Below are 26,171 nucleotides of genomic sequence, written 5' to 3'. Positions count from 1 at the left end.
GTCAGTCTTCCGTCTCCCCGTCATCGGCAAGGTTGAGCGCGCGCGCCGGCTGGATCGTCGACACGGCGTGTTTGTAGACGAGCTGCGCCATGCCCTCCCGCTGGAGCAGCATGCAGAACAGGTCGAAGCCGGCGATCTGGCCCTGCAGCATGACGCCGTTGATCAGGAACATCGTCACCGAATCCTCGGACTTGCGCACCGCGTTGAGGAAGATCTCCTGCAACAGCGGCTGCTTGCGCTGCGCCTCGCCGACCGATTCGATCAGCGCGGCGATATCCATCGGCCCCGACGGCATGATCGTCGAAATGGCGTGCTTGTAGATGAGCTGGGACTGGCCGTCGCGGCGCAGCAGCACCGAGAAATTGTCGAACCAGGTGACGATGCCCTGCAATTTGACGCCCTTGACCAGGAACATGGTCACCGGGGTCTTTGAGCGGCGAAGGGCATTGAGGAAGAGGTCCTGCAGGGACCCTTGTTTTTCGGCCATGATGAGCCTTTCGGTTTTTGGCGAGCCGTTTGCCCGCTATCGCGCCGTTTCCCGGCGTCGGATCGCCGCCCGGGTCGGGCGGCACCTTGCATCTATGAACGAAGGAGCGCTTCGTCCAGCGCTCAATCCTCGCGCACGTCGGTGATACCGAGCAGCTTGAGCTTCCGGTGGAGCGCCGAGCGCTCCATGCCGATGAAGCTCGCGGTGCGGCTGATGTTGCCCGAGAAGCGGCGGATCTGGACGCGGAGATATTCGCGCTCGAACGTTTCGCGTGCCTCGCGGAGCGGCGCGCCCATGATCGCGCCCCCGCCCCCGCTGCCGAGATCGCCCTGATCGCCGAGCACTTCGGCGGGAAGCAGGTCGAGATCGATCCGACCGATGCGGTCGCCGGGGGCGAGGATGATCGTCCGCTCGACGACGTTGCGGAGCTGGCGGACGTTGCCTGGCCAATCGTAGGATTGCAGCGCGACCATCGCGTCGGGCGCGATCTCGGGCGTCGGCACGCGGCGATCGGCGGCATAATGCGCCATGAAATGCTCGACCAGCGCTGGAATGTCCTCGCGGCGTTCGGACAGGGCCGGCAGCACGACGGGGACGACGTTGAGGCGGTAATAGAGGTCCTCGCGGAAGCGGCCCTCGGCGATCTCGTGCGTCAGGTCGCGCGAGGTGGCGGAGACGACGCGGACGTCGACCTTGACGATCCGCGTGCCGCCGATGCGGCTGAAGCTCTGGTCGGTGAGCACACGCAGGATACGCGCCTGCGTCGCGACCGGCATGTCGGCGATCTCGTCGAGGAACAAGGTGCCGCCATGCGCCTGTTCGAGCAGGCCGGGGCGGACGAGGTCGCCGCTTTCCTCGACGCCGAACAGCTCCTCCTCGACGCGTTCGGGGGTCATGCGGGCGGCGCTGACGATGACGAAGGGCGCCTGCGCGCGGTTGCTCCAGCCGTGGAGCAGGCGCGCGGCGACCTCCTTGCCGACGCCGGCGGGCCCCATGATCAGCACGCGGCTGCCGGTGGCGGCGACGCGCTTGAGCGTCGCGCGGACGCCGTTGATCGCGCCCGAGCTGCCGGTGAGGTCGCTCTCGCGCCCCGCCGAGACGCGCAGGCTGGCGACCTCGCGGCGCAGGCGCTCGGTCTCGGTCGCACGGGCGACGAGCAGCAACAGGCGCTCCGCCTCGAACGGCTTTTCGATAAAGTCGCTGGCGCCGCGGCGGATCGCGGCGACGGCGGTGTCGAGATTGCCGTGGCCCGAGATGACGAGCACCGGGATCGACGGATCGCGGCGCTTGATCTCGTCGAGCAGTTCCAATCCGTCGAGCCGCGAGCCCTGGAGCCAGACATCGAGCAGCACCAGCGACGGGCGGCGGGTGGCGATCGCCTCGAGCGTCGCGTCGCTGTTGGCGGCGGAGCGGGTCTCATAGCCCTCGTCTTCGAGGACGCCGGCGACCAGTTCGCGGATGTCGTGTTCGTCGTCGACGACGAGGATGTCGAGCGGCATGTCTTAATTCCGATTGCGTGTGAGGGCGGCGAGCTGGCCTTCGTCAGCCGGCTCGGGCGCCGCGGCCCCCTGGTCGAGGGCGGCGAGCGCCGCGGCGTCGAAGGTCATGCGGACGACGGTCCCCCCGCCGTCGCGGTCGGCGAAGGTCATGGTGCCGTGATGCTCCTCGACGATCTTCTTGACGATCGCGAGGCCGAGACCGGTGCCACGGGCGCGCGTCGTCATATAGGGTTCGACGATCCGGTCGCGGTCGGGCGGCAGGCCGACGCCGGTGTCGGCGAGCTCGACCGTCGTAACATCACTATCCTCACGCACATGCATCATCACGGATCCACCGCTTTCGCCTTTGCTTTCAATGGCTTCTACGGCGTTCTTGACGATGTTCGTGAACGCCTGGCCGAGCTGGCGGCGGTCGCAGACGAGCGTGGGCGCGGGGATGCTGTGGTCGAGCTCGAAACGGATGTTGGGATGCGCGACCTCGTGCAGGAACAGCGCCTGCCGGGCGATGTCGACGAGCGATTCCTCGCGGAACACGGGCTTGGGCATCCGCGCGAAAGAGGAGAATTCGTCGACCATCCGGCGCAGGTCGCCGACCTGGCGGACGATCGTGTCGGTCAGCCGCGCGAAGGTGGTGTCGGCGGGATCGATCTTGCTGCCGTAGCGACGCTGGAGGCGCTCGGCGGCGAGCTGGATCGGGGTGAGCGGGTTCTTGATCTCATGCGCGATCCGCCGCGCGACGTCCGACCAGGCGGCGCGGCGCTGGTCGAGCAACTGCTGGGTGATGTCGTCGAAGGTGAGGATCGGACCGGCATCGGTGCGCGCGATGCGCACCGCGAGCGTCCGCGTCTCGCCGTTACGGATGACCTGGACGATCGCCTCGCGCTCATGGCCGAGGACGAGGTCGGCGAGTTCGGGCGCGATGGTGGTGAGCGGCCGACCGATCAGCCCGTCCGCCCCCGTTCCGATCAATTCGGTGGCGGAGCGATTGGCGAGGCGGATCGTGCCGTCCTCGGCAGTGGCGACGACGCCGGCGGACACGCCGGCCATCACCGCCTCGATCAGCGCGCGGCGATTCTCGAGCTGGTCGTTGGCGGTGACCAATGCGCTGTTCTGCTCCTGCAGGCGGCCGGTCATCTGGTTGAAGGCGTTGGCGAGCGTGCCGACTTCGTCCTTGCGACGCGGGTCGGGAACCCGCGCGGTGAGATCGCCGGTGGCCACCTTGCGTGCGGCCCCCACCAGTTCGGCGACCGGACGGACGAGTCGGTCCGCCACCGCCAACGCCGCCCAGACCGCGATGCCGACGATGAGCAGCGATAGGATCAGCAGCGCGGCGTTGAACTTGAGCTGCAACGCGCGTGAGCGGCTCTGCAGCGCCTGATAATCGCGGATGATCGCGTCGCCGCGGCGGATCTGGCTGGCAAGCTGCGGGTCGAAGATGCGTGACGAATACAGATAGGCGCCATTGCCGTAGGCAATCGGGACGACGGCACCGATCCGGTCATCGTTGCGGACGAGCACGTAGCGTGCCCCCTTGTCGATCGCCTGTTCGACCGCAGGCGTGACGACGTTCTGAAGCGGCTTGTCGTAGGGATTGAGGACGATCAGGGGATCGCTATCGTCGCGGCCGATGATCATCGCCTCCGACTGCTCGCGACGATAGGTCTGGAGCAGCAGCGCATTCTGGAAAAATGCGCTGTCGATCGCATGGGTCCTGAGATCGATGGCGAGATCGCCGCTCATCGCCTGCACCTGCGAGATGACTCGGTTCGCCTCACGCTGATAATTTTCGCCGACCAGCTTGCGGGCGTTCTCCAGCATGCCGCTGGCCCGGTCGGAGGACCAGAATTCGACGCCGATCTGGAAGAGCAGCGAGGCAAAGACGGTGACGAGCAACGCCGGGACGGCGGCAATGATCGAAAAGATCGCCACCAGCCGGACGTGGAGGACCCCCTCCCCGCCGACCAGCGACGCCGCGGCGCGCTTGCGGGCGATGCGGCGGCCGAGCAGCATCAGCAACGCGATACTGGGGACGAGGTTGGCGACGAGCAGCGAGGCGATCGCGGGCGGGGAGAGCGGCTGTGCCGGCTTGCTGCTGCCGGTGATGACGAAATAGGTCGCCGTCGCGATGGCGATGGCTAGCGCGAGCACCAGCGCCTCGACGGCGGGCGTGATGCGCAGCCGGCGGTCCGGGGCGGGTGCGATCAGATCGGGCATGGGGGCCGCGTTCATTCGACCCTTCGTACAACGTGGATTGTTGCACGGAAACCACATAATTTATCGGCAACGGTGGTTTGTGGTGACAGTAAGATGAGCGGGGCGTCGCTGGTGGGGCGTGCCGTGGATTTGTTCGCGCGGAGGCGCGGAGGTGTCGCCCCCGGTGCGGCGGCAGCGCTTTCCATCGCACCTCCGGCGCTGACAGGCCACGTTGCCGCGGGCGGTTCATCTCCGCGCCTCCGCGCCTCCGCGTGAACCGATCCCGCTTTCCTTTCGAACCCCGGGCAATCGCATATGGCTGCGTTGATGAGGCTCGATCGGTTTCCTTATCGAAGCCGTCACCCCGGACTCGTTCCGGGGTCCACCGTGCCGCAGGGAAACGGCGTCAAATCAAGCCGTTCTCCTCGCCGCAGGGTGGACCCCGGAACAAGTCCGGGGTGACGGGGTAAGCTTGGAACACGGCAGGTTCGAATGAACGATTGGCGTTCCGGGCTCCTGGGCTCCTGCGTTCGCAGGAGCACGGGGGGACGGCGCGTGGGTGGTGGCGGATGACCCGTGCCTCCGCGGCAGGATCACGAGCCCTATTCCGTCATTCTTCCGCCCGTGCGCTGATCCCCAACGTGTCCAGTCGCTTGCGCAAGGTGTTGCGGTTGAGGCCGAGTGCGCGCGCCGCGCGGAGCTGGTTGCCGGCGTGGCGGGCGAGCATCGCCTCGATCAGCGGGCGTTCGACCTCGCCGATGACGCGGTCGTAGAGCGTGCCGTCGTCGAGTGCGCCGGGACGCTCGCGGGCGATCCGCTCGACCAGATGACGGACCGCTTCGGCGATGCCGGGATCGGATGTCTCTCCGCTGGTGCCGGGGGCGCCGAGCAGGTCGCGGATCGTCGCGGCGTCGATCAGTTCGTCGCGGGCGAGCACCGCCAGACGGCGCATCAGATTTTCGAGCTCGCGGACGTTACCGGGCCAGTCGTGCGCGGTGAGCGATGCCTGCGCCGCATCGCTGAGCTGACGGCGCGGCAGGCCCTGCGCCGCCGCCATTTCGAGGAAATGGCGGGCGAGCAACGGAATGTCCTGCCGGCGTTCGCGCAGCGCCGGCAGCGCGATCGGCACGACGTTGAGCCGGTAGAACAAATCCTCGCGGAACTGGCCGGAGGCGACCTGCTGGGTGAGGTCGCGATTGGTGGCGGCGACGACGCGGACGTCGGCGCGCATCGTCCGCGCGCCGCCCACGGTGGTGAATTCGCCCGACTGGAGAACGCGGAGCAGCCGCGTCTGCGCCTCCATCGGCATGTCGCCGATCTCGTCGAGGAAGAGCGTGCCGCCCGCCGCCTGTTCGAAGCGGCCGGCGTTGCGCACGGCAGCGCCGGTGAAGGCGCCGCGTTCGTGACCGAACAATTCCGCCTCGATCAGCTCGCGCGGGATCGCGGCCATGTTGATCGCGACGAAGGGCGCGGCGCGGCGCGCGCCGAGATCGTGGATCGCGCGCGCGACCAGTTCCTTGCCGGTGCCCGATTCGCCCGAGATCAATACGGTGAGGTCGTTGGAGAGCACGCGCGCGATGATGCGATAGACGTCCTGCATCGCCGGCGAGCGGCCGATCAGCGGCAGCGCCGGATCCTCGCTCGCCTCTGGCTGCGGCATCACCGCGCCGCGGGCGAGCGCACCGGTCACCGCGCGGGTGAGATCGTCGAGGTCGAACGGCTTGGGGAGATATTCATACGCCCCGACCTCGGCCGCGCGCACCGCGGTGGTCAGCGTGTTCTGCGCCGAGAGGATGATGATCGGCAGTTGCGGCAGGCGCTCGCCGATCTCCTTGGCGCGGGCGATGCCGTCGCCGTCGGGCAGGATGACGTCGGTGATCAGTACGTCGGGGACGCGGGTGGCGAGCATGCGGTCGACCTGCGCCAGCGTCTCGGCGGTCTGCACGTCATGGCCGGCACGACGCAGCGCCTGCGCGACGACGGTGCGGATCGCGGCATCGTCGTCGACGACGAGGATGCGGGTCATGCGGCGGCGCGCGGCAGCAGGAGGCGGAGCGTCGTCATTTCCGGGGTTCCTTCGCGGGCATATTGGACGATGCCGCCCATGTCGCGGACCAGTTTGTCGACCAGCGCGAGGCCGAGCCCCTGCCCCTCCGGCCGGCCCGAGACGAAGGCGTCGAACAGATGGTCGGCGATATCGGCGGGGGCGCCGGGACCGTTGTCGATCACGCAGATCTCGATCGGCAGCGGCGTGCGCGGCTTGCCGGGGGCGGCCGCCACCGACATGCCGTGACGATAGGCCGTGGTGATGAGGATGCGCGGATTGCGTACCGATCGACTGGCTTCGACGGCGTTCTTGAGAAGGTTTATGAGGATCTGCAGCAGCGCGTCGCGATTGATCGCGGCGGGCGGCAGCGACGGGTCGAACCGCTCCTCGATCGCGACGCCGCGCGCGAAGCCGGCGAGCGCGAGGCGGCGGGCGTGGCCGATCAGCGGATAGATGTTCTCCGGCACGATCGGCAGCGGGCGGGTGTCGCTGAAATCCTGCATCCGGTCGATCAGCGCAGCGATGCGGTCGACCTCGGTGACGATCAGCGTGGTCAGTTCGCCGGTGCCGAGCAATTGCGCGGCGCCGCGGATGCCCGACAGCGGGTTCTTGATCTCATGCGCCAGCATGGCGGCGGCGCCGCTCGCCGCGCGCGCGCCGGCGCTGCGACCGGTCTGGGTGAGGCCGCGCGTGCTCGCGGCGGTGTGGAGCGTGATCGCGCGCCAGCCGGGATGGTCGGGAACCGCCGCCTCGACGAAATCGACGCGGATCTTCGGGCCGTGCGGCGTCGCGATCTCGGTGTCGTAGAAGGCGAAGCCCTGCCCGTCGCGGCGATCGTCCGCGGCGGGCGGCGGCAGGATCGCCGCGAGCGGCTGGCCGCACATCACCCGTTCGGACAAATTGAGCAATTGTTCGGCGAAGCCATTGGCATGCGCGATGCGATCGTCGGGATCGACCACCACGACCGCGACCGGCAGCGCCGCGAACAGCTCGGCGATACCGGGCCGGCCGGAGGTGTAGCCGGTGCGCTGCTCCATCGACGCGTCAGGCGGCCTGCCGGACGGGCTGGTCGCGATGCGGCGCGTAGAAGTCGGCGAGCATGCGCTTGACCACCGCGGCGTCGGGCTGCTGGTTGACCGCGTTGCGGAACTCGGCCGAGCCGGTCAGCCCCTTGGTGTACCAGCCGATATGCTTGCGCGCCATGTTGACCCCGGTGACGTCGCCATAATGGTCGAGCATCGCATCGTAATGCTCGGTGATGACGCAATATTGTTCGTCGAGCGACGGGTCGGGACGGCGGTTGCCGGTGGCGAGATACTCCATCACCTGGCCGAGCAGCCACGGGCGGCCATAGGCGCCGCGGCCGATCATGATGCCGTCGGCGCCCGACTGGTCGAGCGCGGCAATGGCGTCGTCGATCGTGCAGATGTCGCCGTTGGCGATGACCGGAATCGTCACCGCATCCTTGACGGTGCGGATGAAGCGCCAGTCGGCCTGGCCCTTGTACATCTGGTTGCGCGTGCGGCCGTGGACGGTGATGAGCTGCACGCCGAGATCCTGCGCGATGCGCGAGAGTTGGGGCGCGTTGAGGCTGTCGAGATCCCAGCCCATCCGCATCTTGAGCGTGACCGGCGCCTTGACCGCCTTGACCACCGCGTCGACGAGTTGCGCGGCGAGCTTGAGGTCGCGCATCAGCGCCGAACCGGCATCGCCGTTGGTGACCTTGCGCACCGGGCAGCCCATGTTGATGTCTATGATCGCGGCGCCGCGATCCTCGGCGAGCTTCGCCGCCTCCGCCATCTCATAGGGGGTGCAGCCGACGAGCTGCATCGAGACGGGCTCTTCGGACAGATGCCACGCCGCCTTCTGGATCGATTGGCGCGTCTCGCGGATCGCCGCCTGGCTGGCGATCATCTCGGTGACGTTGAGACCCGAGCCGTAGCGACGCACGAGCGTGCGGAACGGCATGTCGGTGACGCCGGTCATCGGCGCCAGGACGACGGGCTGGTCGATCCGCACGGGACCGATCTGGATGGGCGTGAGAGCTGCCATGATCTGCCTGAAAATTGGGCATCTCCCTAGCGGCTTGCGGCGGTGCTGGCAAGGTTGCGGGCGGGCGGCTAGAGCGACGCGATGACGGATCGACCTTCGACGACGGCGCTGATCGTGGCGGCGGGTAGCGGCTCGCGTGCCGGCGGCGCGCTTCCCAAACAATATGCTATGGTGGCGGGCAAACCGCTGGTCGCGCATGCCTATGCCGCCTTCGCCGGCCATCCCGCGGTGGACGAGGTGGTGGTGGTGATCGCCGCCGGGGCCGAGGCACTGGCCGCAGACGCTCTGGGCGCGGTGCGGACGGTGGTGGGCGGCGCGACGCGGCGCGAGTCGGTGGCGCGCGGGCTGGCAGCGGTGACGGGCGAGCGGGTGCTGGTGCATGATGCGGCGCGTCCGTTCGTGCCCGCCGCGGTGATCGACCGCGTGCTGGCGGCGCTCGACTCGGCCGACGCGGCGATGCCGGTGCTCGCGGTGGCGGACACGCTGGTGCGCGACGGTGCGGTGGTGCCGCGCGACGGGCTGGCGCGGGTGCAGACGCCGCAAGGCTTCCGTGTCGACGCCTTGCGCGCGGCGCATGCCGGCTGGCCGGCGGGCGACGAGGCGACCGACGACGCGCAGATGGTGCGGCGGCTTGGCGGGAGCGTCGCTTTGGTGCAGGGCGATGCGATGCTCGACAAGGTAACGCATCCAGACGATTTCGCCGCCGCAGAGGCGCGTGTGACCCGGGAGACGCGCAGCGCGTCGGGGTTCGACGTGCACCGGCTCGAGGCGGGCGAGGAATTGTGGCTCGGCGGGGTGCTGATCCCGCACGACAAGGGGCTGTCCGGCCATAGCGACGCCGACGTCGGCCTGCATGCGCTGACCGACGCGTTGCTCGGGACGATCGCGGCGGGGGATATCGGGACGCACTTTCCGCCTTCCGACCCGCAGTGGAAGGGCGCGGATTCGGCGCAATTCCTCCAGCATGCCGCGACGCTGATCGCCGACAAGGGCGGCCGGATCGACTTTGTCGACCTGACGCTGATCTGCGAGGCGCCCAAGATCGGGCCGCATCGCGAGGCGATGCGCGCGCGGATCGGTGCGCTGCTCGGCCTGAGCGAGGACCGGGTGAGCATCAAGGCGACGACGACCGAGCGGCTCGGCTTCACCGGCCGCGGCGAGGGCATCGCCGCGCAGGCGGTCGCGACCGTGAGCCTGCCGCGATGAGGGCGCTGGTCGCGATCGTCGCGCTGCTCGCCGCCTCGTCGGCGGAGGCGCAATCGCGCTGCATCACCACGCCCGAGGCGGAGGCGATGACGCTGGTGGCGCTGCCCGACATCATCCAGCAGACCGGGATCATCTGCACGACGCGCCTCCCCTCCTCCAGCCTGATCCGGCGGACGGACAGCGAATTTCTCGACCGTTACCGCGACGCCGCGGACCGTGCCTGGCCGAATGCGCGCGCGGCGATCGTCAAACTGTCCGATCCGATGATCGATTCGCTGCTCCAGTCCGAATTCGCGCGGCCGCTGCTCACCGCAGCCCTGGCGCCGCTGCTGGTCGGGCGGATCAATCCGGCGGATTGCGGGACGATCGACCGCTTCGTCACCCAGCTCGCGCCGCTGCCGCCGCAGAACACCGCGGGGGTGATCGTCACCACCCTGCGCTATTTCAAGGCGGAGAAGGCAAAGGGCAAGGCGATCGCGGTGCCCGACCTGCCGCTCTGCCCGGAGGGCCAACGCTGATGGACACCGTCCTTCCCCGCGAGCTGATCGAGGCGGCGACCCGCGTCGTCGAGGCGAACCGCGCCGCTGGCCGCACGATCGCCGTCGCGGAAAGCTGCACCGGCGGGCTGGTCGCCGCGGCGATCACCGAGGTGCCGGGCTCGTCCGACGTGTTCGGTGCGGGCTTCGTCACTTATTCGAACGACGCCAAGATGAAGCTGCTCAAGGTGAACAGCGACGTGCTCGAGACGTTCGGCGCGGTATCGATCGCGGTGGCATGGAGCATGGCACAGGGCGCGCTCGCCAACAGCGGCGCCGACGTCGCGGTGGCGATCACCGGCGTCGCCGGGCCGGGCGGCGGATCGATCAAGAAACCGGTCGGCACCGTCGTCTTCGCCCGCGCCGAGAAGGGCGGCGATCCGTCCGACGTCCATGCCGATCGCAAGGCGTTCGGCGATCTCGGCCGCGGCGGGATCCGGCTTCAGGCGGCGCTGGTCGCGCTCGAACTGCTGCTGCCGTAGAGGACCTTGGCGCGATCCTCGAACGCGCCGATCATCCGGCGCAGCGCGACACCGAACACCTGCCCCGCCAGCATCTCGAACATCCGGTTCTTGAACTGGAAGTCGACCGCGAAATCGACCGCGCAGCCGCCCGCCTCGGGGCGGAAGCGCCAGTCGTTGTGCAAATATTTCAGCGGCCCATCGACATATTCGACATGGATCGTCTCGGCACGCGTCTTCTCGACCTTCGAGGTGAAGGTCTCTCGCAGCCCCTTGAAGCCGACGATCATGTCGGCGAGCGTCGCGGTGTCGCTGTCCTGGCGCACGCGCATCGCGCTGACCCAGGGCAGGAACTCCGGGTAGCGCTTCACGTCGGCGACCATGTCGAACATCTGCTCCGGCGTGTAGGGCAGATGGCGCGTCTCGGAATGTTTAGGCACGAACGCTCGCGGTCGGCGTGACCGCGCCCTGGGCGAGCTTGGCGGCACGGGCATCGCGCATCTTCGCGAAATCGTCACCGGCATGATAGCTCGACCGGGTCAATGGCGACGAGGCGACCAGCAGAAACCCCTTGGCGCGCGCGATCGCGGCATAGCTGTCGAACGCCTTGGGCGTGACGAATTCGGCGACCTTGGCGTGGCGCGGCGTCGGCTGGAGATACTGGCCCATCGTCAGGAAATCGATGTCCGCCGAACGCATGTCGTCCATCACCTGATGCACTTCGAGCCGCTGTTCGCCGAGGCCGAGCATCACGCCGGACTTGGTGAAGATCGATGGGTCGAGCTTCTTGACGCTCTCCAGCAGGCGGATCGACGCATAATAACGCGCGCCGGGCCGGATCGTCGGATAGAGCCGCGGCACCGTCTCGAGATTGTGGTTGTAGACGTCGGGGCGCGCCGCGACGATCGCCTCGACCGCCGCCTCGTGCTTGTTGCGGAAGTCGGGGGTCAGGATCTCGATCGTCGTCTTCGGGTTCGACCGGCGGATCGCTTCAATCACCTTGACGAACTGCTTCGCGCCGCCGTCGGGCAGATCGTCACGATCGACCGAGGTGACGACGATATGTTCGAGGCCCATCTGCGCCGCGGCATCGGCGACGTTGTTGGGCTCCATCGGATCGACCGCGCGGGGCATGCCGGTCTTGACGTTGCAGAAGGCGCAGGCCCGCGTGCAGGTGTCGCCGAGGATCATCACCGTCGCATGCTTCTTCGACCAGCATTCGCCGATATTCGGACAGGCCGCCTCTTCGCAGACGGTGGTCAGGCTTTTCGAACGCATCAATTCGCGCGTCGCGGCGAAGCCGGCGCTGGTCGGCGCCTTGACGCGGATCCAGTCGGGCTTGCGCAGGCGTTCCGGACGGGCGAGCGGGGTCATCTCGTTCATGATCCGCGAGATAGCGACTCCCGGGTTTGTGAACAACCGTCATGCCGTTTGTGAAGAAGCTTTGCCCGCCGCGCGTCGGGGGGACCCTCCCCGCAAATATGCGTTATAGCAGCCGAAACGGACACATGATGGAGGTACAATGACCGATTTCGCCGATATGGTCGAAGGCTATCGCCGGTTCCGCGCCAAGGGCTGGACCGAACAGCGCGAGCGCTGGAGCCAGCTCAGCCAGGGCCAGGACCCCAAGGTGATGGTGGTCGCCTGTTCGGACAGCCGCGTCGACCCGATGCAGATCTTCGACGTCGCGCCGGGCGAGATTTTCACGGTGCGCAACGTCGCCAACCTCGTCCCGCCGTTCGAGACGAGCAAGGGCTATCACGGCGTTTCGGCCGCGGTAGAATTCGCGGTGACGCAGCTCGAGGTGCCCGAGGTGGTGGTGATGGGCCACGCGTCGTGCGGCGGTTGCGCCGCAGCGCTGTCGGGCGGGTTCAAGGACAGCAAGCCGGGCGAAGGCGGCTTCATCTCCGACTGGGTCGGACTGCTCGACGATGCGCGCGACAAGGTGAAGGCGGATTTCGGCGACGGCGCCGATGCGAAGCGCGAACTGGAGCATGAAGCGGTGCGGGTCAGCATCGCCAACCTGCGCACCTTCCCGTTCGTCGCGGACCGCGAGGCCGCGGGCACGCTCAAGCTGCGCGGGGCGTATTTCGCGATCGCCGACGGTCAGTTGCACGTGATGGACGACGACGGGGTGTTCGCACCGGCGTGATGAAGTGATCCGGTCCGCCCCCAAAAAAGGGGGGTGACCGCGCAGCGGTGACGGAGGGGAGGATAGGACGGAGCGCTATAATAGGGCTGCCGCCCTTTCCTCCCCCTCCACCATTCGGCTTTCGCCGAACGGTCCCCCTCCCCCTGGCGGGGGAGGACTTTGCCGATCACATATTCGCGTGGGCGCGATGCAACGCCTAATTCCTCCCCCGCAAGGGGGAGGTGGCGCGCCGAAGGCGTGACGGAGGGGGAGGATGGGGTGAAGCTTTCTAATCAGGCGCCCGCCCTTTCCTGCCCCTCTGTCAGCGCTCTGCGCTGACACCTCCCCCTAGCGGGGAGGATTTATAAGGCGCGCGCGTAGATGAAGTCGTCGCACAGCGTCGCGCCGACCCGGTATTGGCGGCGGCCGGCGATCGCGAAGCCCTGTCGTTCGTAGAAGCGCCGCGCGCGATCGTTGCCGCCGTAGACGCCGAGGAGCAGGCGGGTCCTGCCCATCGCCCGCGCGTCGTCGACCGCGCGCATCATCAGCGCCTGCCCGAGGCCCGAGCCATAAGCCGCCGGCAGCGTGTAGATGCGGCGGAGTTCGATATCGCCAGCATCGATCGTCAGCGGCAAATCGGGCGTGGTGAGCAACGTATAGCCGACTGGCGCGGCGCCATCGGGATGCTCGACGAGCGTCACCACGCTGGCCGGATCGGTCGTCCATGCGGCGAAGCGCTCGGCCGAACTGTTCTTCGCGACATGCGCGACGATGTCGGCACCGTCGAGGATGCCGGCGAAGGTGGTGAGAAAGCTTGCGGCCGCCACCAGTGCGACCGCGGGCGCATCCTCCGGGGACGCGCGCCGCAGCCGCCAGGTCATCAGCCGACGATCTCTTCGGGCTTGAAGAAATAGGCGATCTCGATCTCGGCATTCTCGTCCGAATCCGAGCCGTGCACGCTGTTCGCCTCGATCGACTCGGCGAGTTCCTTGCGGATCGTGCCGGGCTCGGCGTTCGCCGGATTGGTCGCGCCCATGATGTCGCGGTTGCGCTGCATGGCATTCTCGCCCTCGAGCACCTGCACGACGACCGGACCGGAGATCATGAAGCTGACGAGGTCGTTGAAGAACGGGCGCTCGCGGTGGACGGCGTAGAAGCCCTCGGCCTGCTCGCGGGTCATCTGGATGCGCTTGGACGCGACGACGCGCAGGCCGGCCTCTTCGAGCATCTTGGTGACCGCACCGGTCAGGTTGCGGCGGGTGGCATCGGGCTTGATGATCGAAAAGGTACGGTTCGCGGCCATGATGGTCACGGGCTCCTGTCTTGAACGGGCGGAAAGTGGCGCCGCCCTAGTCGGGGGGCGCCGGCTTTGCAACCGCTTCGGCGGGGCCGCGAAACCGGCGCCGGACCGCGACCTAGGCCGCCTGTTCCCAGCGGCCGGCGTCATTCTGTTTCCAATAGCGCCGCTCGACGCTGTCGCGACCGCCGAGCGCGCGCCACGCGTCGCGCGCCGGGCGGATGAACTCGTCTTCGAAGACATGGAAGGCGCGGTCGAAGTCGAGCGCGGCGTCGCGCCATTCGCCGTCGACTAGCGCGACGTAGCGGGCGCCGTTCGCGGCGCGAACCTCGGGTGCGATGAGGATCGGCTGGCGGGCATCGTCGCCGGCGCCGAGCTGGGCGTGCGGCAGGAAGCTGTCGGGCCGATAGACCCAGAGCAACCGGTCAAGTTCGGCGCGCTGCTCGTCGCGGGCGCTGACGATCAGCAGCCGGTTGCCGGTCTCGACAACCTTCGCGGCAATCTGCGGCAGCGCGCGGTCGAGCGGGGTTGCGGTGAGATGGTAGAAGTCGACCTGCATCGGGGCGGGGTAGCGTGGCGGTGGAGCGGCGTCACCCCATGCGGTGATGAATGCGTGGTCGCGTATCGAGCACGGCCGTCCCATTCGGGCCCTGAGGTTGGCCACGCGCTTTCCGTACCCACTCCCTCACCCCGGACTCGTTCCGGGGTCCACCTCGCGGCGAGGGGAACGGCTTGAGGCGACCCCGTTCTCCTGCGGCCCAGTGGACCCCGGAACGAGTCCGGGGTGACGGGTAGCAGGTGGAGCCCGATCGAGCCTCGCTGCCGCCGCCGTAGGCGGTTGCTCGTCGGTCCTGCCCCTCCCGTGCAGGAAGGGGCGTGGCCGCGGTCAGGCTTCGAAATGGTCGGCGATGGCGCGGTCGAGGAGGCGGACGCCGTAACCGGTGGCGCCCTTGTCGTAGGTGGCGCCGGCCTTGTCGCTCCACACCATGCCGGCGATGTCGAGATGCGCCCAGGCGACGCCCTCGTCGACGAAGCGCTGGATGAACTGCGCCGCGGTGATCGAGCCGGCGCCGCGCGGGCCGACGTTCTTCATGTCGGCGATCGGCGAGTCGATCAGCTTGTTGTAGGCGTCCGACAGCGGGAAGCGCCACAATTTGTCGCCGGTCGCGAGGCCGGCGGCGAGCAGCGTGTCGGCGAGGCCGTCGTCATTGGCGAAGACGCCGCCATATTCGTTGCCGAGGCTGACGATCATCGCGCCGGTCAGCGTGGCGAGATCGATGATCGTCTTCGGACGGAAGGTCTTCTGCGTCCAGGTGATCGCGTCGGCGAGCACCAGCCGGCCCTCGGCATCGGTGTTGAGGATCTCGATCGTCTGGCCGGACATCGAGGTGACGACGTCGCCGGGACGCTGCGCATTGCCGTCGGGCATGTTCTCGACGAGGCCCATCACGCCGACGACGTTGAGCTTCGCCTTACGTGCGGCGAGCGCCTTCATCGTGCCGGCGACCGCGCCGGCGCCGCCCATGTCCCACTTCATGTCCTCCATGCCCGCGCCGGGCTTGAGCGAGATGCCGCCGGTGTCGAAGGTCACGCCCTTGCCGACCAGCGCGAGCGACGGATCGCCCTCGCCCGCCCCGTTCCACTTGAGCGCGAGGATGCGCGCCTCGCGCACCGAGCCCTGGCTGACGCCGAGCAGCGCGCCCATGCCGAGTTCGGCCATCTCCGCCTCGTCGACGGTGATGATCTCGAGCCCCAGCCCCTCGACGCTGGCGCGGACCTGTTCGACGAAGCTTTCGGGATAGAGGATGTTGGGCGGCGCGGCGACGAGGTTGCGGGTGAGGTCGAGGCCCTGGGTGACCGCATGCTGCGCCGCCCAGGCGGCGTCGGTGTCGGCGGGGGCGCCGACGATGGTCAGCGTGGCGAGCGTCGGCTTCTGCTTTTCGGGCAGCTTGGTGCGATACTGGTCGAAGCGCCACGCGCGCTGCGCGGCGGCGGCGGCGAAGCGCGCGGCGGCCTTCGCGGTCGGGCTGGCGGCCGAGAGGTCGGCGGTCACGTCGGTGGCGCCGGAGGTGAGCAATCTGGCGACGAGCGCGCCGCCCGCTTTCTCCCAATCCGCCTCGCCATTGGCGCCGACGCCGAGCAGCAGCACCTGGCGCGTGGCGTCGCCCTCGGCGACGAACAGCCCGACGATCGCGCCGGCCTCGCCGTCGAAGCGCGCTGCGCGGGCCGCGGCGGTGGCGAGCGCCTGATGCCCGTCGCCGAGACCCGCCCAGCTGGCGCGGCCGGCGAGATCCTTCTCGATCGGCAGCGCGAGGATCGCAGGGGCGGTGGAAGCGGCGGACGAGAAGGCGATCTGCATATAGGGTGACTTCCTGGGACGAGAACAGGCGCATGATCTAAGGTCGCCGGGCGGCAAGCACAACGATTGCAGCGCCGCGCGGGTGATGCGATAGGCGGGCGTGGGGTGCGGCGCCGTTCAGGGCGGGGCCGGCCACGCCGAAAGGGTATTCGGATAATCGTGTTGCGTTTCGACCTTATGGCCGGCTGTGCGCTCGCCGCGGCCCTCCTCGTCGCACCGGCGGCGGCGCAGGACCTGCAGAACCGCCCGGTCGCGCCGCCACCGGCGAGCGATCCCGCCTTGGCGACGCCCGCCGACGACGATCAGGTGCAGTTCAGCGCCGGCAGTCTCGACTATGACAGCAATGCCGACATGGTGACCGCGCTCGACGAGGTGCGGATGTTCCGCCAGGGCGACCGGCTGCGCGCCGACAAGGTGGTGTGGAACCGCAAGACCGGCAAGGTCGTCGCGACCGGCAACATCGCGGTCACCAATCCGCAGGGCGACGTCGCCTACGGCGATTCGATCGAGCTGACCGATTCGCTCAAGGACGGGGTCGTCCAGAACATGCTGGTCGTGCTCGAACAGGGCGGCCGGATGGCGGCGGAGCGCGGCACGCGCCGCACCGACGGCTCGATGCAGCTCGACAAGGCCGCGTATACGCCGTGCGCGGTGCAGACCTCCGAAGGCTGCCCGAAGACGCCGTCGTGGCAGATCACCGCGGTGCGGATCACCTATCGGCCCGATCGCGAGCGCGTCTATTTCGGTGGTGGCCAGTTCCACCTGTTCGGATTGCCGGCGCTGCCCCTGCCCGCTTTCTCGATGCCGGTCGGCGGCGGTTCGGAAAGCGGCCTGCTCGCGCCCGACCTCCAGCTCGACCGGGTCAACGGCCTCGAACTGGTGACGCCTTATTATTTCCGGCTGGCGCCCAACAAGGGGCTGACGCTCACCCCGCACGTCTTCTCCGCGGTGCTGCCGATGATGCAGGCGCGCTACGAGGCGCTCGGCACCAACGGCGCCTTCCAGGTGACCGGCTACGTCACCGAGAGCCGGCGCAGCGACGATCTCAACACGGTGACGCCGACCGATACCGAACGCGCGTTCCGCGGCTATATCGACGGCATCGCCCGCTACCAACTGACCCCTAATTGGAGCGTCAGCGGATCGGCGCGGATCGCCAGCGACCGCACCTTCCTGCGCCGCTACGACATCTCGCGCGACGACCGGCTGCGCACCACCGCCTCGCTCGAGCGGATCGATCCCAACACCTATTTCGCGCTGACCGGCTGGTACATCCAGACGCTGCGGGTCAACGATCCGCAGGGCAACCAGCCGATCGCGCTGCCCGAGATGGACTTCCGCAAGCGGATCGATCTCGCCGGCGGCAAATTGCAGTTGCAGGCGAACACGCTGGCGATCACCCGTACCGAGGGACAGGACACGCAGCGCGCGTTCGTCGCCGGGCAATGGGACCTGCGGCGGCTGACCAACTGGGGCCAGGAGGTGACGTTCACCGCCTACGCCCGCGCCGACGCCTATAACACGCACGATTCGCTGCTGACGACGGTCGCCAGCTATCGCGGCATCGACGGCTTTCAGGCGCGCGCGATCGGCGCGCTGGCGGCCGACATCAAATGGCCGTTCGTCGGCGAGTTCCTCGGCGGCACGCAGCGGCTGACGCCGCGGTTGCAGATCGTCGCCAGCCCCAAGGTCGCCAATCTCGACGTGCCCAACGAGGATGCGCGCGCGGTCGACCTGGAGGATTCGAACCTGTTCGCGCTGAACCGCTTCGCCGGCTACGACCGGTGGGAGGACAGCAGCCGCGCCACCTATGGCGCGGAATGGGCGGTGGCGGTGCCCGGCGTGACCTTCGACACGGTGATCGGCCAGAGCTATCGCCTGTCGGAGCGGCCGACGATCCTGCCGAGCGGCACCGGGCTGAGCGACCGCTTCTCCGATTTCGTCGGGCGCACGACGCTGCGCATCCGCGACTTCGTCTCGATCATCCACCGCTACCGGCTCGACAAGGACGGCCTGGCGGTGCGCCGCAACGAGGTGGATGCGACGATCGGCTCGCGCTCGACCTATGTCCTCGCCGGCTATCTAAGACTCAACCGCAACATCTTCCCGGCGATCGAGGATCTCCAGGATCGCGAGGAGGTGCGGCTCGCCGGCCGCGTGCAGTTCGCGCGCTTCTGGTCGGTGTTCGGCTCGACCGTCATCGACCTCACCGACCGCAGCGAGGACCCGCAGTCGCTGTCCGACGGCTTCGATCCGATCCGCCACCGGCTCGGCGTCCAATATGAGGACGACTGCCTGCGGCTCGGCATGACGTGGCGGCGCGATTATCAGGATACGGGCGACGCGCGCTCGGGCAACAGCTTCCTGTTGACGCTGGCCTTGACCAACCTCGGTCGCTAAGCCGCAGTTCAGATGGATCGGGGCATGACCGGAACAGGCGTCGTGCCCGATGCGCGACGCCGAGCTTTGGGGTAACGGAAGAACGTGACGCAGAACAATCGACGCAGCGCCCGGATCGGTCGCACCATGAGCTGGCTCGCGCTGGCGGCGATCGCCACCGGCGCGGTCGCGCAGACGGTGCCCGACCAGCAGGTGCCCGAGACCAACCTCAACATCCCCACCAATCTGCAGATCTTCGGCAAGCTCGACCCCAACGTGCGCAAGCCGACCGCGATCGTCAACGACACGGTCATCACCGGTACCGACGTCGACCAGCGGCTGGCGCTCACCGTCTTCAACAACGGCGGCCGCGGCCCGGCGGCGGAGCAGGTCGACGAGTTCAAGTTGCAGATCCTGCGCCAGCTGATCGACGAGACGCTGGAGATCCAGGAGGCGAAGACCGCCGAGATCACCGTCACCGCCGCCGAGCTCGACCAGAGCGAGGCGGGTCTCGCCAAGCGGTTCAACATGACCGTGCCGCAATTGCGCGTCGCGCTGCGCAAGGCCGGATCGTCGGAGCGGTCGCTGCGCCGTGCGATCGAGGGCGAGCTCGCCTGGAGCCGCTATTTGCGCCGCAAGATCGAGCCGTTCGTCAACGTCGGCGACGAAGAGGTGAGCGCGATCCAGAAGCGGATCGAAGCGTCGCGCGGCACCGAGGAATATAATCTGCGCGAGATCTACCTGAGCGCGAACGACGCCAACCGCGCCGAGGTGTTCGCCAAGGCCAAGCAGATCATCGGCGAGATCCAGAAGGCACAGCAGCCGTTCGAGCTGTTCGCGCGCAACTATTCGGAAGCGTCGACGCGCGGCGTCGGCGGCGATCTCGGCTGGATCCGGCTGGTGACGCTGCCGCAGCCGCTCGCCGATGCGGCGCAGCAGATGCAGGTCGGCCAGGTCGCCGGCCCGATCGAGACGCCGGGCGGCTTCTCGATCCTCTACCTCACCGACAAGCGCACGATCGGTGCCGCCGACCCACGCGATGCGCGGCTCAGCCTGAAGCAGCTCACCGTCGGCTTCCCCGCCGGCACGACGCAGGCGCAGGCGCAGGTGCGTGCCGCGACCTTTGCCAAGACGGTCCAGTCGATCCAGGGCTGCGGCACGGTCGAGAAGGTCGCCGCGACGATCGGCGCCGAGGTGGTCGACAACGATTCGGTTCGCATCCGCGACCTGCCGCCGCAGTTGCAGGAGATCCTGCTCAAGCTGCAGGTCGGTCAGGCGACCCCGCCGTTCGGTTCGCCGACCGAGGGCGTGCGCGCGCTGGTGCTCTGCGGTCGCGACGATGCGCAGCAGTCGGCGGTGCCGGGTGCGGCGCAGATCCAGGGTCAGCTCGAACAGCAGCGCGTCAACCTGCGCGCGCAAAGCAAGCTGCGCGATCTGCGCCGCGACGCGGTCATCGAGTATCGTTGACATGAGCCAGGCGCCGCTCGCGATCACGATGGGCGATCCCGCCGGGATCGGACCGGAGATCGTCGCCAAGAGCTGGGCGGTGCGGGCGTTGCGCAGCCTGCCGCAGTTCGCGCTCGTCGGCGATCCCGCAGCGGTGCGGCGGGTGTGGAGCGGACCGGTCGAGGCGATCGACGATCTCGATGAGGCCGCGGCGGTGTTCGACCGTGCGCTGCCGGTGCTGGCGGTCGGCGATGCCGGACCGGTGACGCCGGGCGCGCCCGAGGTCGGCGGTGCGAAGGCGGCCTTGCAGGCGCTGGAACGGTCGATCGCACTGGTCCGCAGCGGCGCCGCACGGGCGCTGGTCACCGGTCCGGTATCCAAGGCGCAATTGTACGGCATCGGCTTCAACCATCCCGGCCAGACCGAATTCGTCGCCGAACGCTGCGGCATCGCCGCGGAGGATGCGGTGATGATGCTTGCCGGGCCGAGCCTGCGCGTCGTGCCGATCACCGTCCACGTGCCGCTGGCGCAAGTGCCCTCGTTGCTGTCGGTCGAGCTGATCGTCGCCAAGGGCCGCGCCACGGCGCTGGGGCTGACCCGCGATTTCGGGATCGCCGCGCCGCGGCTCGCCTTCGCCGGGCTCAACCCGCATGCCGGCGAAGGCGGCGCGATCGGGCGCGAGGAGATCGACATCCTCGCACCGGCGATTGCGCAGCTGCGTGACGAGGGGATCGACGCGACCGGGCCGTTCCCCGCCGATACGCTGTTCCACGCGCGGGCCCGCGCTGGCTATGATGCGGTGCTCTGCTGCTACCACGATCAGGCTTTGGTGCCGATCAAGACGCTGCATTTCGACGAGGGCGTCAACATCACGCTCGGCCTGCCGATCGTGCGGACCTCGCCCGATCACGGCACCGCCTTCGGCATCGCCGGCCGCGACGAGGCGCATCCCGGCGCGATGATCGCGGCGATCGCGCTGGCAGGTCAGGCAGCGGATCGGCGCGCGCGGGCATGACCGACGCACCCGCGGGCGGCAAGCTGCCGCCCCTGCGCGAGGTGATCGCGCGCTACGGGCTCAACGCCAGCAAGGCGCTGGGCCAGAATTTCCTGTTCGACGGCCAGTTGCTGGCACGGATCGCCGCGGTGCCGGGGGATCTCGATGGCGCGGAGGTGCTCGAGGTCGGGCCGGGGCCCGGCGGGTTGACCCGCGCGCTGCTGGCGGCGGGGGCGAACGTCACCGCGATCGAGCGCGACCGGCGCTGCATCCCGGCGCTGGCGGAACTGGGCGAGGCCTATCCCGGCAAGCTGCGCGTGATCGAGGGCGACGCGCTGGCGGTGGATGCGCCGGCGCTGTTCGCCGGGCGGCCGCATATCGTCTCCAATCTGCCCTATAACGTCGGCACCGCGCTGCTGGTCGGCTGGCTGACCGCGGAATGGCAGCCGTGGTGGCAGTCGTGCACGCTGATGTTCCAGAAAGAGGTCGCCGAGCGGATCGTCGCCTCGGCGAACGACGACGCCTATGGCCGGCTGGCGGTGCTGAGCCAATGGCGCTCGTCGGCGCGGATCGCGATGCCGGTGCACCGCTCGGCCTTCACCCCGCCGCCCAAGGTGATGTCGGCGGTGGTGCATATCGTACCGGGCGAGGCGCCGGAGGGGGTCGAGGTGCGCGTGCTGGAGCGGATCACCGCGGCGGCGTTCGGCCAGCGACGCAAGATGCTGCGGCAGAGCCTGAAGGGCGTGCCGGGGGCCTTGGCCGGGCTGGAGCAGATCGGGATCGATCCGACGCGGCGGGCGGAGACGGTGGGCGTCGACGAATTCGTCGCGCTGGCGCGGGTGGTGGGCGGCGCGGGCTGAGCCTAGAGGCCCAACGCGTGCCACACCGAGCCTCTTCTATGGCTGCGGTAATGAGGCTTGATCGGTTCCCTAATTAGATCCGTCACCCCGGACTTGTTCCGGGGTCCACCGGGCCGCGGGAGAACGGTGTTTGCTCAAGCCGTTCTCCTCGCCGCGGAGTGGACCCCGGAACAAGTCCGGGGTGACGGGGTGGGTTTGGAACACGAGGGACTCACACTAACAACCATATGCGGTCCCCTCCCCGTGCCGGGCGTTTATTCCTTCGGCGCGGTCGGCTTGGTTTCGGTCTGTGCCGTCGTGACCGGCGGTCCCTTGGCGATCGCTGCCGCCAGCTGGTTTGCCTCCGGGCAGCCGGCCTTGCAGAGCGTGCGGATCTTGGCGAGATTGGTCTTGGCGATCGCCACCGCGCCCTTGGCGACCAGCGCCTCGCCCTGCCCGCGCAACGCGACGACGTCATTGGGTTCGAGCGTCAGCGCCTCGCGGTACAAGCGGATCGCCTTGCCGGGCAGGCCACGGCTCTCGGCGACCTCGGCAAGCGTGACGAACGCCTGACGGTTGCGCGGATCGACCGCGACCGCGGTCTCGAGCAGGTCGGTCGCGCCGTCGAGGTTACCGGCGGCCCTGGCGGCGCGGCCCTGCGCGAGCAATTGCAGCGAGCGCGCGTCGATCTGGTCGTCGGGTCGCTGGCCGCTGAGCGAGGTCGAGACACAGACGAGGGTCAGCGCAGCGGCAAGAGCGACGGACGTAACGCGCATGAAGGTCTCCACTGGGGGCACGGCTGCCGGATTAGCAGGGGCGGGTCAGCCGCGCGACAAAAAAGCCGTCGGTGTCGTCGCTTGCCGGATCGAGCCGATAGCCCTTTCCGCGCGGCGTGCCGGCGGGCAGATCGAGCGGCGCGGCGGTCCAGCCGGGATGATCGGCGAGGAAGGCGTCGACCTGATCCATGCCCTCGGCATCGAGCAGCGAACAGGTGATATAGACCAGAGCGCCGCCGGGCCGGACCAGCGCCGCGCCGACGGCGAGGACGTGCCGTTGCTGCGCGGCGAAGCCGGCGAGCCGGTCGGGGGTCAGCCGCCAGCGTGCCTCGGGATTGCGCCGCCATGTGCCCGTGCCCGAGCAGGGCGCGTCGATCAGCACGCAATCGGCGGCGTCCTGCCAGTCGGCGAGCGCCTCGGTTTCGCGCCGGGGGTCGAGCAGCCGCGTCTCGACGATGGTCACGCCGGCCCTGGCGGCGCGGGGCGCGAGGCGCGACAGGCGGCCGCGGTCGATATCGGCGGCGAGGATCTGCCCCTCGTTGCGCATCGCCGCGGCGAGCGCGAGCGTCTTGCCGCCGCCGCCCGCGCAGAGATCGACGATCCGCTCGCCGGGCTGCGCCAGCGCGGCGAGGCTGACGATCTGGCTGCCGGCGTCCTGCACTTCGGCCTGACCGGCGAGCGTGTCGATATTGGTGCCGGCGGGCAGCCGCAGCGCGTCGGGTAGACCGGGAATCGGTGTACCGCCGAGCCGTTCGGCGAGCGTCGCCGGATCGGCGAGCAGCCGGTTGACGCGCACGTCGAGCGGAGCGCGACCGATCAACGCCGCCTGCTGCTCGGCGCCGATCCCCGAGGCGGCGAGTGCATCGGCGAGCCAGGCGGGCATGACGCCGCCGGGGGCCGCGCCCTCTCCGGCGGCGATCGGTGCGGGGCCGTGCGACGAGCCATCGAAGGTGGCGGCGATCGCCGCGTCGGCGGCGGCGACCCCAAGCAGCGCGGCACGGCCCGAGGCGGGGATCTCGCCAGCGCGGCGGATCGCGGCATAGACGAGCTCGCGCACCGCGCGGCGGTCCTTCGACCCGGCGTAGCGGCGAGTGGCGAAATAGCGCGCGATGAGCGTGTCGGCGGCGGCGCCACCGCCGCGCGCCGCGGCGATGACCGCGTCGAGCAACTCGATCGCGGCCTGGGTGCGGGCGGCGGGGGTCACTTAGCGGGTCGGGTAATTGGGGGCTTCCCGCGTGATGGTGACGTCATGGACGTGGCTTTCCTTGAGCCCGGCGCCGGTGATCTGGACGAATTGCGCGCGCTTCTGCAGATCGGGGATCGTCGCCGAGCCGGTATAGCCCATCGCCGCCTTGATGCCGCCGACGAGCTGGTGGATCACGTCGCGCGCCGGCCCCTTATAGGCGACCTGCCCCTCGATCCCCTCGGGGACCAGCTTCATCTGATCCTTGATGTCGCCCTGGAAATAGCGGTCGGCCGAGCCGCGGCCCATCGCACCGACCGATCCCATGCCGCGATAGCTCTTGTAGGCGCGGCCCTGATACAGGAACGTCTCGCCCGGCGCCTCCTCGGTGCCGGCGAGCAGCGAGCCGACCATGCACGTCGAGGCGCCCGCCGCCAGTGCCTTGGCGAGGTCGCCCGAGGTACGCAGGCCGCCGTCGGCGATCACGGGAACGCCGTGCTTCGCGGCGGCTTCGGCGCAATCCATCACCGCGGTGAGCTGCGGCACGCCGACACCGGCGACGACGCGGGTGGTGCAGATCGAGCCCGGACCGATGCCGACCTTGATGCCGTCGGCGCCGGCGTCGATCAGCGCGCGCGTCGCCTCGCCCGTCGCGACGTTGCCGGCGACGACCTGCACCGAGTTGGAGAGCTTCTTCACCCGCTCGACGGCGCGCGCGACGTCGCGATTGTGGCCGTGCGCGGTGTCGATGACGATCAGGTCGCATTCGGCGTCGACCAGCGCCTCGGTCCGCTCGAACCCCTTGTCGCCGACGGTGGTCGCCGAGGCGACGCGCAGCCGGCCGGAGGCGTCCTTGGTCGCGGTGGGATAGGTCACCGCCTTCTCGATGTCCTTGACGGTGATGAGGCCGACGCAGCGATAGGCCTCGTCGACCACCAGCAGTTTCTCGATGCGGCGCTGGTGGAGCAGCACGCGCGCCTCCTCCTGCCCGACGTCGGTCGAGACGGTGGCGAGATTGTCGTGCGTCATCAGCTCGGCGACCGGCTGTTTGGGATCGCCGGCGAAGCGGACGTCGCGGTTGGTGAGGATGCCGACGAGCTTGCCGTCGCGCTCGACCACCGGAATGCCGCTGATCTTGTGATGCGCCATCAGCGCCTGCGCCTCGCCCAGCGTCGCGGTCGGCGCGATCGTGATCGGATTGACCACCATGCCCGATTCGAACCGCTTGACCTGGCGCACCGCGGCGACCTGCTCCTCGATCGACAGGTTGCGGTGGAGCACGCCGATGCCGCCCAATTGCGCCATGACGATCGCCATGTCCGCCTCGGTCACCGTATCCATCGCCGAGGACAGGATCGGGATGTTGAGCGCGATGCCGCGCGTCAGCTGCGTGCGCGTGTCGGCGGTGCTCGGCAGGATGTCCGACTCGCCGGGTACGAGCAGAACGTCGTCGAAGGTGAGGCCGAGCCGGATGTCCAAGGTGCCGTTTCCTCGCGGGAGGGATAAGTGGCGGGCCATGTAACCGCAGCGCAGCATCTGCGCTAGAGGGCGGCGAGATGCGCCGTGACGTATTCCGTCACCACGCCGACCAGCGAGCCGCCGAAACGCCGGTTGAGTTCGAGGATGCGCAAGGCGCCCTCCTCCCATTTGTAGTTGAAGCAGCAGTTGCCGTCATAGCCGAGCGCTTCGAGGATCGCGGTGCAGGGGCCGAGCGCCGGGCCGGGATCGGCGGGGGTGATGCTCGCCGGGCGATCGACCGCGCCGCGGACGCCGAGCGGCTGGCCCATGTCGTAGCGATAGGCGACCTGGAAGCGGATCGTGCCGCCGACGCGGAGCAGGTGGAGGACGTATTCGTCGGCACCGGCGACCGCGCGCTGGCGGAAGACGTCGGGATGATCGCTGCCGTCATTCTCGCCGGGACCGCGGATCATCGCGCAGCCGAAGCCGAAATCGCCACGCCGGGTCTTGCGGATATAGGGATAGTCAGTCGGCCGCGCGCCGAGCAGCGTGGGCACGGTGTCGCCGAAGCCGTGATCGATCAGCCAGAGGTTGAGTGCCAGTTTGTCGTCGCACAGCGCGACGAGGTCGGCGGTCGGGAGCACCGCGCGCCCGCCACGCGCGCCCTCGATCTGCCCGACGCGCAGCGGCACGACGAGATCGAAGCGCGACAGGTCGACCGCGTCGAAGGGGGCGAAGCTCGCCTCGTACCGATGATGATCGATATGGCGGGCGATCGCGGGCATCTGTGTGGAATGGTTGCCGAAAAGAATGCGCTGCATGGTGACC

24 protein-coding genes are annotated in these 26,171 nt (G+C 68.9%); 8 read left to right on the top strand and 16 right to left on the bottom strand.

Annotation, left to right across the window (positions count from 1 at the left end; translation table 11 throughout):
* Window position 1: 1 nt before the first annotated feature.
* From hfq to dusB, 6 genes are all read right to left on the bottom strand, one after another.
* Window positions 2-487, bottom strand: a complete 486-nt coding sequence (hfq, locus tag MC45_RS03045) for an RNA chaperone Hfq (protein WP_038659355.1) — start codon at window positions 485-487, stop codon at window positions 2-4.
* A 122-nt stretch (window positions 488-609) separates the two neighbouring features.
* On the bottom strand, window positions 610-1,986 hold the full coding sequence (gene ntrX, locus MC45_RS03040) for a nitrogen assimilation response regulator NtrX (RefSeq protein WP_038659353.1): 1,377 nt from the start codon (window positions 1,984-1,986) through the stop codon (window positions 610-612).
* 3 nt (window positions 1,987-1,989) lie between these two features.
* Window positions 1,990-4,200, bottom strand: a complete 2,211-nt coding sequence (locus tag MC45_RS03035) for a sensor histidine kinase NtrY-like (RefSeq protein WP_038666325.1) — start codon at window positions 4,198-4,200, stop codon at window positions 1,990-1,992.
* A 589-nt stretch (window positions 4,201-4,789) separates the two neighbouring features.
* On the bottom strand, window positions 4,790-6,205 hold the full coding sequence (gene ntrC / locus MC45_RS03030) for a nitrogen regulation protein NR(I) (RefSeq protein WP_038659351.1): 1,416 nt from the start codon (window positions 6,203-6,205) through the stop codon (window positions 4,790-4,792).
* On the bottom strand, window positions 6,202-7,263 hold the full coding sequence (locus MC45_RS03025) for a two-component system sensor histidine kinase NtrB (RefSeq protein ID WP_038659349.1): 1,062 nt from the start codon (window positions 7,261-7,263) through the stop codon (window positions 6,202-6,204). Before MC45_RS03025 ends, ntrC begins: the two co-directional genes overlap by 4 nt.
* Before the next feature lie 7 nt (window positions 7,264-7,270).
* On the bottom strand, window positions 7,271-8,278 hold the full coding sequence (gene dusB / locus MC45_RS03020) for a tRNA dihydrouridine synthase DusB (RefSeq protein WP_038659346.1): 1,008 nt from the start codon (window positions 8,276-8,278) through the stop codon (window positions 7,271-7,273).
* Window positions 8,279-8,359: 81 nt separating this feature from the next.
* On the opposite strand from dusB, the gene MC45_RS03015 reads away from it, so the two are divergent.
* Genes MC45_RS03015 through MC45_RS03005 form a run of 3 tightly spaced genes read left to right on the top strand, consistent with a single transcriptional unit; the run spans window position 8,360 to window position 10,502 of the window.
* Window positions 8,360-9,484 (top strand): bifunctional 2-C-methyl-D-erythritol 4-phosphate cytidylyltransferase/2-C-methyl-D-erythritol 2,4-cyclodiphosphate synthase, encoded by a 1,125-nt coding sequence (locus MC45_RS03015; protein WP_038659343.1) that lies wholly within the window; start codon window positions 8,360-8,362, stop codon window positions 9,482-9,484.
* The gene (locus MC45_RS03010; protein ID WP_038659340.1) at window positions 9,481-10,002 is read left to right on the top strand and encodes a hypothetical protein; all 522 of its coding nucleotides are present in this window, start codon (window positions 9,481-9,483) and stop codon (window positions 10,000-10,002) included. The genes MC45_RS03015 and MC45_RS03010 overlap by 4 nt, the downstream gene beginning before the upstream one ends.
* Window positions 10,002-10,502, top strand: coding sequence for a CinA family protein (locus tag MC45_RS03005; RefSeq protein ID WP_038659336.1), 501 nt, complete (start codon window positions 10,002-10,004; stop codon window positions 10,500-10,502). Before MC45_RS03010 ends, MC45_RS03005 begins: the two co-directional genes overlap by 1 nt.
* Here MC45_RS03005 and MC45_RS03000 read toward each other — a convergent pair.
* Both MC45_RS03000 and lipA read right to left on the bottom strand, forming a co-directional pair.
* A complete protein-coding gene (locus MC45_RS03000; RefSeq protein ID WP_038659333.1) occupies window positions 10,463-10,921 on the bottom strand; it encodes a type II toxin-antitoxin system RatA family toxin in 459 nt (152 codons plus the stop codon). The two genes, MC45_RS03005 and MC45_RS03000, sit on opposite strands and share 40 nt — an antisense overlap.
* Window positions 10,914-11,864, bottom strand: coding sequence for a lipoyl synthase (gene lipA / locus MC45_RS02995; RefSeq protein WP_038659330.1), 951 nt, complete (start codon window positions 11,862-11,864; stop codon window positions 10,914-10,916). Before lipA ends, MC45_RS03000 begins: the two co-directional genes overlap by 8 nt.
* A 139-nt stretch (window positions 11,865-12,003) precedes the next feature.
* Here lipA and MC45_RS02990 point away from each other — a divergent pair, with 139 nt between their 5' ends.
* Complete coding sequence (locus tag MC45_RS02990) at window positions 12,004-12,633, top strand: carbonic anhydrase (protein WP_038659328.1); 630 nt, start codon at window positions 12,004-12,006, stop codon at window positions 12,631-12,633.
* 341 nt (window positions 12,634-12,974) lie between these two features.
* On the opposite strand, the gene MC45_RS02985 is transcribed toward MC45_RS02990, so the two are convergent.
* The 4 genes from MC45_RS02985 to MC45_RS02970 all read right to left on the bottom strand — a co-directional run bounded on the left by MC45_RS02985 (window position 12,975) and on the right by MC45_RS02970 (window position 16,268).
* Window positions 12,975-13,493 carry a GNAT family N-acetyltransferase gene (locus MC45_RS02985; RefSeq protein WP_038659325.1) on the bottom strand — a complete coding sequence of 173 codons (519 nt, stop codon included), beginning with the start codon at window positions 13,491-13,493 and terminating at the stop codon, window positions 12,975-12,977.
* Window positions 13,493-13,915, bottom strand: a complete 423-nt coding sequence (gene ndk, locus MC45_RS02980) for a nucleoside-diphosphate kinase (RefSeq protein ID WP_038659321.1) — start codon at window positions 13,913-13,915, stop codon at window positions 13,493-13,495. Before ndk ends, MC45_RS02985 begins: the two co-directional genes overlap by 1 nt.
* Before the next feature lie 112 nt (window positions 13,916-14,027).
* Window positions 14,028-14,468, bottom strand: a complete 441-nt coding sequence (locus tag MC45_RS02975) for a DNA polymerase III subunit chi (protein ID WP_038659318.1) — start codon at window positions 14,466-14,468, stop codon at window positions 14,028-14,030.
* Window positions 14,469-14,795: 327 nt separating this feature from the next.
* Window positions 14,796-16,268 (bottom strand): leucyl aminopeptidase, encoded by a 1,473-nt coding sequence (locus MC45_RS02970; RefSeq protein WP_038659315.1) that lies wholly within the window; start codon window positions 16,266-16,268, stop codon window positions 14,796-14,798.
* A 177-nt stretch (window positions 16,269-16,445) separates the two neighbouring features.
* On the opposite strand from MC45_RS02970, the gene MC45_RS02965 reads away from it, so the two are divergent.
* The 4 genes from MC45_RS02965 to rsmA all read left to right on the top strand — a co-directional run bounded on the left by MC45_RS02965 (window position 16,446) and on the right by rsmA (window position 21,947).
* Window positions 16,446-18,668, top strand: coding sequence for an LPS-assembly protein LptD (locus tag MC45_RS02965; protein WP_179944572.1), 2,223 nt, complete (start codon window positions 16,446-16,448; stop codon window positions 18,666-18,668).
* A gap of 126 nt (window positions 18,669-18,794) precedes the next feature.
* The gene (locus MC45_RS02960; RefSeq protein WP_245640824.1) at window positions 18,795-20,114 is read left to right on the top strand and encodes a peptidylprolyl isomerase; all 1,320 of its coding nucleotides are present in this window, start codon (window positions 18,795-18,797) and stop codon (window positions 20,112-20,114) included.
* A 1-nt stretch (window position 20,115) separates the two neighbouring features.
* On the top strand, window positions 20,116-21,108 hold the full coding sequence (gene pdxA, locus MC45_RS02955) for a 4-hydroxythreonine-4-phosphate dehydrogenase PdxA (RefSeq protein WP_081974315.1): 993 nt from the start codon (window positions 20,116-20,118) through the stop codon (window positions 21,106-21,108).
* Window positions 21,105-21,947 carry a 16S rRNA (adenine(1518)-N(6)/adenine(1519)-N(6))-dimethyltransferase RsmA gene (rsmA, locus tag MC45_RS02950; RefSeq protein WP_038659306.1) on the top strand — a complete coding sequence of 281 codons (843 nt, stop codon included), beginning with the start codon at window positions 21,105-21,107 and terminating at the stop codon, window positions 21,945-21,947. The genes pdxA and rsmA overlap by 4 nt, the downstream gene beginning before the upstream one ends.
* A 254-nt stretch (window positions 21,948-22,201) precedes the next feature.
* On the opposite strand, the gene MC45_RS02945 is transcribed toward rsmA, so the two are convergent.
* From MC45_RS02945 to MC45_RS02930, 4 genes are all read right to left on the bottom strand, one after another.
* The gene (locus MC45_RS02945; RefSeq protein WP_038666318.1) at window positions 22,202-22,702 is read right to left on the bottom strand and encodes a tetratricopeptide repeat protein; all 501 of its coding nucleotides are present in this window, start codon (window positions 22,700-22,702) and stop codon (window positions 22,202-22,204) included.
* A 31-nt stretch (window positions 22,703-22,733) separates the two neighbouring features.
* A complete protein-coding gene (locus MC45_RS02940) occupies window positions 22,734-23,906 on the bottom strand; it encodes an RsmB/NOP family class I SAM-dependent RNA methyltransferase (protein ID WP_038659303.1) in 1,173 nt (390 codons plus the stop codon).
* A complete protein-coding gene (gene guaB / locus MC45_RS02935; RefSeq protein WP_038659300.1) occupies window positions 23,907-25,364 on the bottom strand; it encodes an IMP dehydrogenase in 1,458 nt (485 codons plus the stop codon).
* A 62-nt stretch (window positions 25,365-25,426) separates the two neighbouring features.
* Window positions 25,427-26,164, bottom strand: coding sequence for an ATP-grasp domain-containing protein (locus MC45_RS02930; RefSeq protein WP_038659297.1), 738 nt, complete (start codon window positions 26,162-26,164; stop codon window positions 25,427-25,429).
* Window positions 26,165-26,171 lie beyond the last annotated feature (7 nt).

Source organism: Sphingomonas taxi (genome assembly GCF_000764535.1).
Classification (GTDB): Bacteria; Pseudomonadota; Alphaproteobacteria; order Sphingomonadales; family Sphingomonadaceae; genus Sphingomonas; species Sphingomonas taxi.
This window is presented reverse-complemented; position numbering and strand designations above follow the sequence as displayed.

Excerpts from the sequence above, each read along its gene's own strand:
- hfq (WP_038659355.1), bottom strand. The coding sequence starts at position 487 with ATGGCCGAAAAACAAGGGTCCCTGCAGGACCTCTTCCTCAATGCCCTT.
- ntrX (WP_038659353.1), bottom strand. The coding sequence starts at position 1,986 with ATGCCGCTCGACATCCTCGTCGTCGACGACGAACACGACATCCGCGAA.
- MC45_RS03035 (WP_038666325.1), bottom strand. The coding sequence starts at position 4,200 with ATGCCCGATCTGATCGCACCCGCCCCGGACCGCCGGCTGCGCATCACG.
- ntrC (WP_038659351.1), bottom strand. The coding sequence starts at position 6,205 with ATGACCCGCATCCTCGTCGTCGACGACGATGCCGCGATCCGCACCGTC.
- MC45_RS03025 (WP_038659349.1), bottom strand. The coding sequence starts at position 7,263 with ATGGAGCAGCGCACCGGCTACACCTCCGGCCGGCCCGGTATCGCCGAG.
- dusB (WP_038659346.1), bottom strand. The coding sequence starts at position 8,278 with ATGGCAGCTCTCACGCCCATCCAGATCGGTCCCGTGCGGATCGACCAG.
- MC45_RS03015 (WP_038659343.1), top strand. The coding sequence starts at position 8,360 with ATGACGGATCGACCTTCGACGACGGCGCTGATCGTGGCGGCGGGTAGC.
- MC45_RS03010 (WP_038659340.1), top strand. The coding sequence starts at position 9,481 with ATGAGGGCGCTGGTCGCGATCGTCGCGCTGCTCGCCGCCTCGTCGGCG.
- MC45_RS03005 (WP_038659336.1), top strand. The coding sequence starts at position 10,002 with ATGGACACCGTCCTTCCCCGCGAGCTGATCGAGGCGGCGACCCGCGTC.
- lipA (WP_038659330.1), bottom strand. The coding sequence starts at position 11,864 with ATGAACGAGATGACCCCGCTCGCCCGTCCGGAACGCCTGCGCAAGCCC.
- MC45_RS02990 (WP_038659328.1), top strand. The coding sequence starts at position 12,004 with ATGACCGATTTCGCCGATATGGTCGAAGGCTATCGCCGGTTCCGCGCC.
- MC45_RS02985 (WP_038659325.1), bottom strand. The coding sequence starts at position 13,493 with ATGACCTGGCGGCTGCGGCGCGCGTCCCCGGAGGATGCGCCCGCGGTC.
- ndk (WP_038659321.1), bottom strand. The coding sequence starts at position 13,915 with ATGGCCGCGAACCGTACCTTTTCGATCATCAAGCCCGATGCCACCCGC.
- MC45_RS02975 (WP_038659318.1), bottom strand. The coding sequence starts at position 14,468 with ATGCAGGTCGACTTCTACCATCTCACCGCAACCCCGCTCGACCGCGCG.
- MC45_RS02970 (WP_038659315.1), bottom strand. The coding sequence starts at position 16,268 with ATGCAGATCGCCTTCTCGTCCGCCGCTTCCACCGCCCCTGCGATCCTC.
- MC45_RS02965 (WP_179944572.1), top strand. The coding sequence starts at position 16,446 with ATGGCCGGCTGTGCGCTCGCCGCGGCCCTCCTCGTCGCACCGGCGGCG.
- MC45_RS02960 (WP_245640824.1), top strand. The coding sequence starts at position 18,795 with ATGAGCTGGCTCGCGCTGGCGGCGATCGCCACCGGCGCGGTCGCGCAG.
- pdxA (WP_081974315.1), top strand. The coding sequence starts at position 20,116 with ATGAGCCAGGCGCCGCTCGCGATCACGATGGGCGATCCCGCCGGGATC.
- rsmA (WP_038659306.1), top strand. The coding sequence starts at position 21,105 with ATGACCGACGCACCCGCGGGCGGCAAGCTGCCGCCCCTGCGCGAGGTG.
- MC45_RS02945 (WP_038666318.1), bottom strand. The coding sequence starts at position 22,702 with ATGCGCGTTACGTCCGTCGCTCTTGCCGCTGCGCTGACCCTCGTCTGT.
- MC45_RS02930 (WP_038659297.1), bottom strand. The coding sequence starts at position 26,164 with ATGCAGCGCATTCTTTTCGGCAACCATTCCACACAGATGCCCGCGATC.